This window comes from Phyllobacterium lublinensis (assembly GCF_020164435.1).
Taxonomy (GTDB): domain Bacteria; phylum Pseudomonadota; class Alphaproteobacteria; order Rhizobiales; family Rhizobiaceae; genus Phyllobacterium; species Phyllobacterium lublinensis.
In genome coordinates this window covers 134599-141667 of sequence record NZ_JAIUDQ010000014.1, presented here as the reverse complement: position 1 = coordinate 141667, position 7069 = coordinate 134599, and the positions used below count along the sequence as shown (strand labels likewise).

7 protein-coding genes are annotated in these 7069 nt (G+C 58.5%); 2 read left to right on the top strand and 5 right to left on the bottom strand.

What is annotated here, in order from left to right; all coding sequences use genetic code 11:
* From K9U38_RS17010 to cobG, 5 genes are all read right to left on the bottom strand, one after another.
* The coding region (locus K9U38_RS17010; protein WP_224495545.1) for an ACT domain-containing protein at nt 1-165 on the bottom strand (165 nt) is incomplete at its 3' end.
* A 149-nt stretch (nt 166-314) separates the two neighbouring features.
* On the bottom strand, nt 315-1739 hold the full coding sequence (cobJ, locus tag K9U38_RS17005) for a precorrin-3B C(17)-methyltransferase (RefSeq protein WP_224495534.1): 1425 nt from the start codon (nt 1737-1739) through the stop codon (nt 315-317).
* Entirely contained in the window at nt 1736-2476 is a 741-nt protein-coding gene (locus K9U38_RS17000; RefSeq protein WP_224495533.1) for a precorrin-2 C(20)-methyltransferase, read from the bottom strand. The genes cobJ and K9U38_RS17000 overlap by 4 nt, the downstream gene beginning before the upstream one ends.
* On the bottom strand, nt 2476-3102 hold the full coding sequence (locus K9U38_RS16995) for a precorrin-8X methylmutase (RefSeq protein WP_224495532.1): 627 nt from the start codon (nt 3100-3102) through the stop codon (nt 2476-2478). Before K9U38_RS16995 ends, K9U38_RS17000 begins: the two co-directional genes overlap by 1 nt.
* Complete coding sequence (gene cobG / locus K9U38_RS16990) at nt 3095-4480, bottom strand: precorrin-3B synthase (protein WP_224495531.1); 1386 nt, start codon at nt 4478-4480, stop codon at nt 3095-3097. The genes K9U38_RS16995 and cobG overlap by 8 nt, the downstream gene beginning before the upstream one ends.
* 116 nt (nt 4481-4596) lie before the next feature.
* Here cobG and cbiE point away from each other — a divergent pair, with 116 nt between their 5' ends.
* Entirely contained in the window at nt 4597-5811 is a 1215-nt protein-coding gene (gene cbiE / locus K9U38_RS16985; RefSeq protein WP_224495530.1) for a precorrin-6y C5,15-methyltransferase (decarboxylating) subunit CbiE, read from the top strand.
* 184 nt (nt 5812-5995) lie between these two features.
* A complete protein-coding gene (locus K9U38_RS16980) occupies nt 5996-7042 on the top strand; it encodes a DUF475 domain-containing protein (protein WP_224495529.1) in 1047 nt (348 codons plus the stop codon).
* Nucleotides 7043-7069 lie beyond the last annotated feature (27 nt).

Here is a 7069-nt window from a genome sequence, read left to right as displayed (position 1 = left end):
AGCAGTGAAGGCGATGCGCATGAAAAAGCGGTTGGTCTGCCGGTCCCAGAACTGGTTGCTCTCGGCGATATTGGCGTCCATACCGGCGAGTTCAGTCGTCACCGAAGCGACGATGCCCGGCCGGTCCTCGCACGAAAGTGTAAGCACATAATTCTTGTCTGGCATGGGAACTCCGGATACTGCCAATCGGGTGTAAGGGATCATACTGAGCGGTCTTGAGCAGCAACGACACAAAAACGAAGCACTCAATCCTTTTTCCGGCATCTGGCGCCACGGACAAATGAACTTTCTTCAGTGACTCATGAGTTTTGACTTCATGTCACCGGCTTTTTCCCATACCAGCGCGGCGTATAGACCCACCTGCCGCCGTCAAGGCGTTCGAAGCTGCGCGTGAGCGATGAACCGACAATAATAACCGTGCGCATGTCTACAAGTTCCGGAACAAGTTCCACGAGTGTAATCACCTGCAAACGCTCTCCTGGGCGGCCTATGTCCCGGCCAAGCACGATTGGCGTATCGGGACTGCGGTGGTGGCGCAGGATTTCGATGGCGCGCGGCAATTGCCATGGCCGCGGCTTCGAGATCGGATTGTAGAAGGCCATGGCGAAATCGGCTTCGGCGGCAAGTGCAATGCGCTTCTCGATGATATCCCAAGGCTTCAGATTGTCTGACAGCGACAGAATGCAGAAATCATGGCCGAGTGGCGCTCCGCTCCGGCTCGCGGCGGCGAGAGCCGCCGAAACACCGGGAAGGATCTCAAGCTCCACGGCATGCCAGGCAGGGTCTTCAGATTCATGCAGTGCCTCGACGACGGCTGCCGCCATGGCGAAGACACCCGGATCGCCGGACGAAATCATCACCACGGACCGGCCCGTCGCAGCAAGCTCAAAGGCATGACGCGCCCGCTGCATTTCCTCGCGATTGTCAGTCATGTGCACGGTCTGGTCGGAGCGGAAGGGGCCGGCCATGCGCACATATGTTTCGTAGCCGAGAACGTCCTGGGCGCGCTGCAACTCATGCTTGACGGCAGGGACCATGAACTTGGCGTCCCCCGGACCAAGGCCGACGACCGCGAGTCTGCCGGGTTTGGGTTCGGCGAAGGCGATGTCGCCCGACGCTTTCGGTTGGAAGACCAGTTCACCGTTTTGCGGTGTAACCTCTTCCGACGTTATACGGATGAGAAGTTCTCCGGTTTCATCCAAAGGCAAGCGCGATTCGCTGAGCCAGGGCGCATTACCTTCGATCCTGACCGTCTTGCCAGACAACAGGTCAGCGATGAATTTTTTTGCATCCTCAGGGTTTTTCAATTGGAAATCTGGAGGCGGATTGAGGAGGCACGTGCCAAACCGGAGCTCGCCCGAGGTCGTTATTGCAGGCGATACTTCGAGGATTTGCGCAATCTGCCTGGCGAGAACATTGACACCTGTCGTCCCGCCCAACAGTGGCACCACAGCACTCCCGTCATCGGCAACAGCTAACACCGGCGGCTCAATTCCCTTGTTCCCCAGTACTGAAGCCAACGATCGGATGGTGATGCCGGCTGAACACAAGGCGATAATGGGATGGCCCGCCTGATACTGCTGACGGATCGTCTCGCCAAAATTGCCGAAGGGCACGTCGGCTCCGACCACGCGGCCTTCAAGACCATGGATGGTCACGTCGGGCATGCCGTCCTTGATCCTCAGCGCCGTTTCTATACCAAGTGCCGAGAGGACAAAGATGTGGGGTGCGACGGTCATTCGCCACCACCTTGCCATTTCTCGCCCGGGACCAGAATGAGCGAAAAGTAAGGCGAGGCTTCAGGATCGACATCGATCAGGGGCACTATGCGTTGAGCATCCATCGTCGCACGCTCGACATAGAGCGCGCGGTCCATCAAACCGAGTTCTCGGATTACGTCGCGCACCTTGGCAAGGTTCTTGCCCAGTTTCATGATGGCTGCAGCCTCGGTGGTGGCGAGCCTGGCCCGCAGGTCATCGGCGGGTAGTACGCCGGACAGAACCGTCAGTGTCTGGTTGCGGTAAACGAGCGGAGCGCCGAGGACAGCTGCGCCGCCCAGGATCGAGCAGACACCCGGCACGACTTCGGTCTCATACTCACCCGCGAGCCGGTCATGGATGTACATGAACGAGCCGTAGAAAAACGGATCGCCTTCAGCGATCACTGCGACATCGGTGCCGGCATCCAGATACTCGCGCAGGAGGCCGGTGATCTCGCCATAGAAGTCGCTGACGATCGTCTCATAATTCATGTGAGCCGGCAGTATTTCCGTCGTTACCGGGTAGATCAGCGGAACAAGCAGCTGCTTTTCGTTCAGATAGCGCTCGACGATGGTCAGCGCATTGCCCTTCCTGCCTTTTGCCGCGTGGTAGGCAACCACCGGCGTCGCCTGCAGCAGGCGAAGAGCCTTCAGGGTGATAAGTTCAGGATCGCCGGGGCCCACGCCCAGCCCATAGAGCCGGCCCTTCCGCGGCATCATTCTTTCTCCGACGCGAGCGCATTGATAGCGGCTGCCGCCATGGCGCTGCCACCCCGCCGTCCATGAACAACCACATAGGGAACACCGCGACTGTTCTCGGCCAGTGCAGCCTTGGACTCCAGTGCGCCAACAAAGCCGACAGGAAAGCCCAGGATGAGCGCAGGCTTGGGAGCGCCCTCATCGATCATTTCCAGAAGACGGAACAGAGCGGTTGGCGCATTGCCGAATGCGACAACGGCTCCCTCCAGGTGTGGACGCCACAATTCCAGCGCCGCGGCCGAGCGGGTATTTCCCATGTCGCGCGCCAGGGCGGCGACCGAAGGATCGTTCAATGTGCAGATCACCTCGTTACCGGCCGGCAAGCGCGAGCGCGTGACACCTTCCGCTACCATGCGCGCATCACAAAGAATGGGAGCACCATTCAACAGCGCAGTGCGGCCTGCGGCGGCGGCTCCGGCCGAAAACGCGAGGTCTTGAATCACATCGACCATGCCGCAGGCATGAGCGACGCGAACGGCAAGTTTCTCAAGATCGGCTGGAATGCGGCTGAGATCGGCTTCGGAACGGATGATAGCGAAGGAGCGATCATAGATCGCCTGACCGTCGCGAATATAATCAAGCATGCAGTGGGCCCCCAGAGCCGGAATTTTGGCCGATCAGTTCGGCGGCTTCCTCGATAGTGACGTTCGCAGCCAATAGCTTGCCAAATCGCGACGGTCCATTGGTCGCGCGCAGAAAGATGTCGTAATGCCCGGCTGATGTTGCGACAAGTGTAACCGGCCTTGCGGATGGCGAGGCGCATGATTTACTGCAGCCGCTCATGTGAATATGCGGAATGCCGGCCTGTCCGTCCAACAATGCGGCAAGTTTCAATCCATCGGCCTGTGTTGCTGCAAGAGCAGATCCGCATCCCGCAGAACCTGAACAGCCTATCATGGTTGCGAGGGGGCCCCGTGCATCCGCGCTGAGTCCCACCGAAACGAGATGGGAGAGGGCGCTCGCCGCATCATCCGGAGCAACTTCGGGCAGCAGCACGCTCTGCCAAGGCGTCATGCGTAACAACCCGTTGCTATATTTATCCGCAAGGCTGGCGAGCGATCGCAAAAGGTCCGGAGTGAGCCTTCCGAGGGGCGGCATCGCTCCTACGGGGCGAGTTGGGTCTTTGCATTCGCCGAGGACGCCGAGGTGACCACCGCCGCGCCGTGGCAGAGCTCTGCGCCAGCCGGCAAGATCTTTGCCGTGAATTTGGGAATCAGCGTGCGCTGCGATGGGTCCGGAAAGAATTTCGCTGCCAGCGTCGGCAATCATGTGGCGCATCCGCGAGGAGGCAGGATGGGCCGGGTTCCAGTCGATGAACGTATCAAGCAGGGCGGTGATGAGTTCAAACGCCCGCTCACCCGCGACTACGCCAAGTGCAGGCGGATCACCTGCCTTTGTTGGCGGTATGCCCGCAACACCAAAGGCGTAACTGGATGATGGGTTATCCGGATCGACGGGGCTCAACCATATGTCATGCGGGTGATCGACCATCGCCACGGCTTCGCCACCATCAATGAACACGGAAAATTTCGGCGACAAGCTCAGGTAGGTCGCATTGGATTGCAATGTCGTCAAAAGGCGGCTTGCCAGAGGCCTTGTATCAACCTTGCCTTTGTCTCGACCTGCCAACGGGCTGATCATGACGTTACGGACATCATCTCCCCTGTCGGTCAGTGGACCCAGGCCCGCAGCCAACAGCTGCGCAATCAATGCGTTCTCGGTATCAGGGCGGACACCGCGAATTTGCAGATTGGCGCGATTGGTAACCTCGATGACTCCGTTGCCGAAACGTTGCGCTGCGTCGGCAACGCTTCGCGCCTGGCTGGCGCCAAGGTTGCCGAAGGTCAGCTTTACCCGGCAGATCGAGCCGTCGAGCGCTCTTGCCATGCGGAATAGCCCGGGACAGGCCGAACGCCTGTCCGCTACGGACGATTGCAGGGTATGTTTGGATAGCTGGTCCATGGTGTTTATGGTTTTACAGGATCGCCAAGTGCGTGCCAATGATTCTCGAGGAGCCTTTCGTTGACCCAATTGGCGCTTTGGGGCATGCATGGCTGCAATCAGTAATGGAATGTGTGATGATGCAGTGGCTGACGGTTATCGGGATTGGTGAAGATGGGTACCATGGTCTCAGCCAAAATGCCCGGCAGGCTCTTGCCGGCGCGACGACCATATTCGGCGGCAAGCGTCATCTGGAGCTCCTGCCTGCTGAGGTGGCGGCCAGGCGTCAAACGTGGCCTACACCGTTTTCCGATGCCTATCCGATGTTGCTTGCCCTGCGCGGGGCCCCCGTAGTGGTGCTCGCGAGTGGCGACCCGATGCATTTCGGCATGGGCGCCGCGCTGACGCGATACATCGCACCTAATGAAATACGAGTACTTCCAGCACCGTCGTCATTCTCGCTCGCGGCAGCAGCGATGGGATGGCCGATCCAGGACATCCAGCTGCTGAGTGTCCACGGCAGGCCAGTGGAGACCCTGTTCAAGGCATTCCTGCCTGGCGCAAGATTGCTCGTTCTGAGCAATGATGGCGACACCCCTGCCCGGGTCGCCGCAATGTTGAACGCACGCGGCTTCCAATCAGCGCGTCTGACTGTACTCGAACATTTGGGCGGCGACGCGGAACGGCGCGTGGACGGCACAGCCGGCGCATGGGAGCATCCGCGCTCTGCTGACCTCAATGTTCTGGCTGTGGACTGCGGTGCTTCTCCGCTGGCGGCCTTGGCCTTTTCAACTTTGGCGGGCCTGCCCGACGACGCGTTCGAAAATGACGGGCAATTGACCAAGCGGGATGTGCGGGCTGTCACGCTGGCGCATCTTGCACCGCTTCCCGGACAGTTGCTTTGGGATGTCGGCGCCGGTTGCGGATCGATCGGTATTGAATGGATGCGAGCTCACCCCGCCTGCCGGGCGTTCGCGATCGAGGCAGACAGCACGCGTCAGGAAATTATCTTGCGCAACAGCCGCGCGCTGGGCGTACCCGATCTTCAGCTTGTCCGCGGGGAAGCACCGGCTGCACTCGCCAATCTCGCAGCACCCGACGCAATATTCATCGGTGGCGGTGTAACGGATGAGGGCGTGCTGCGCATATGCTGGGAGAATTTGAAACCGGGGGGCAGTCTGGTGGCCAATGCAGTCACCATCCAGGGTGAAATGGCGCTGATCAGCTGGCGCGAGACACATGGGGGCGACCTGACCAAGATCGGTGTTTCGCACGCGCAGCCGCTTGGCAGCTTTGACACATGGCGGGCAGGCCTGGCGGTAACGGTCTATTCGGTGGGAAAGCCGGCGTAATCAAACCGTTTAAAGTGGACGCGCGACAGGATGACGACAGGTTTGTGATGTCTAAAGGTGCTGGGAGATTGCAATTTGATGTGAATTCATGTTCAAACGGCGAACAGTAACCCGCTTGCGGTTGTTATCGCTGTTCTGAATCCCATCTTTGAAGCAATCAGGGAGTCTCAAGCAGGAATTACATATGGCAACCTACCGATATTTTATTTGGCCGTTTCTTTTTACATTTGTAGGATTGGCGCTCGGTACATGGATAGGATTCGTCTATTCCGGTACGGTGCAGGGCGCCCTTTCGGTTCTCTTTATCTGTGCTGTTCTTGGCGTTCTTGAAATTTCACTGTCCTTTGACAACGCCATCGTCAACGCAAAGATTTTACGCGACATGACGCCCGTCTGGCAGCACCGCTTCCTGACATGGGGCATCATCATCGCCGTTTTCGGCATGCGTATCATTTTTCCGCTGGCCATCGTGGCGATTGCCGCCTGGATCGATCCCATATCGGCACTGAAGCTGGCGGTTTCCGACCCGGCAGAATATGCCCGGATCATGCAGGATGCGCATGTGGGCATTGCTGCATTCGGCGGCACGTTCCTGTTGATGGTTGGTCTCAAATTTTTCTTTGACCACGAGAAGGACGTGCACTGGATTCGGGTAATCGAAAGCCACGCCTCGCGCTTTGCATCTGTGCAAGGCATTGAGGTCGCGGTGGCGCTCATTCTCATCATTTTCTTTTCGCAACAACTTGAAGGCGAGGAGTCCATCACCTTCCTGACGTCCGCAATTTATGGACTGCTGACCTTCCTCGTCGTTGAAGGTTTGGGTGCCATTCTCGATGCGACCCAGCAACAGATGGACAGCATCCATAAGGGTGGCCTTGGCGCTTTCATCTATCTGGAAATGCTCGATGCCAGCTTCTCATTTGATGGCGTCATCGGTGCCTTCGCATTGTCCACCAATCTGTTCGTAATCGCGATCGGCCTTGGCATTGGCGCGTTTTACGTGCGGGCGCTCACCATCATGATGGTGGAAAAGGAAACGCTTGGGCAGTATCGCTATCTGGAGCATGGGGCGTTCTATGCGATCCTGGTCCTGGCGATCATCATGTACTGCCAGACGCTGGTCCATATTCCGGAAGTGATTACCGGTCTGATTGGCGCGGCCCTGATCTTCTTCTCGTTCTGGTCGTCGATCAATTATCGCCGGCGAAACGGCAAGACACAGGAGGCCTGATGCGGCTCTGAGGTGCAAGCACGCTTG